Genomic DNA, 363 nt, shown 5'->3' on the forward strand with positions numbered 1-363 from the left:
TCCCATTTTCCAGACATGAGGTAGCAGCTCATCAATATGGCTATCTTTATGTGTCGGCAGACGTCTCAGCAGCACATCTGCCAAATACGCATACGGGTCAAGACCATTCAATCTTGCAGATTGAATGAGCGACATAACAATCGCCGCCCGCTGACCACTCTCAAGCGACCCTGCAAACAACCAGTTCTTACGCCCGAGTGCCCAAGGACGCATCTGATTTTCTGCCCAATTATTATCAATCGGTAAATTGCCATCCTCAAGATAACGTGTCAGAGCCTGCCACCGTTTCAAACAATACTCAATTGCCTTAGTAATACTGGCATTCTTAGTCGTGCCTAAGCGTTTCTGTTGTAACCACGCATA

At 46.8% G+C, this 363-nt stretch carries 1 protein-coding gene; it reads right to left on the bottom strand.

Annotation, left to right across the window (positions count from 1 at the left end):
• The coding region (locus ACMV8I_RS21390; RefSeq protein WP_498867148.1) for an IS66 family transposase at positions 1–363 on the bottom strand (363 nt) is incomplete at both ends.

This window comes from Ewingella sp. S1.OA.A_B6, from assembly GCF_049889095.1.
Classification (GTDB): Bacteria; Pseudomonadota; Gammaproteobacteria; order Enterobacterales; family Enterobacteriaceae; genus Ewingella.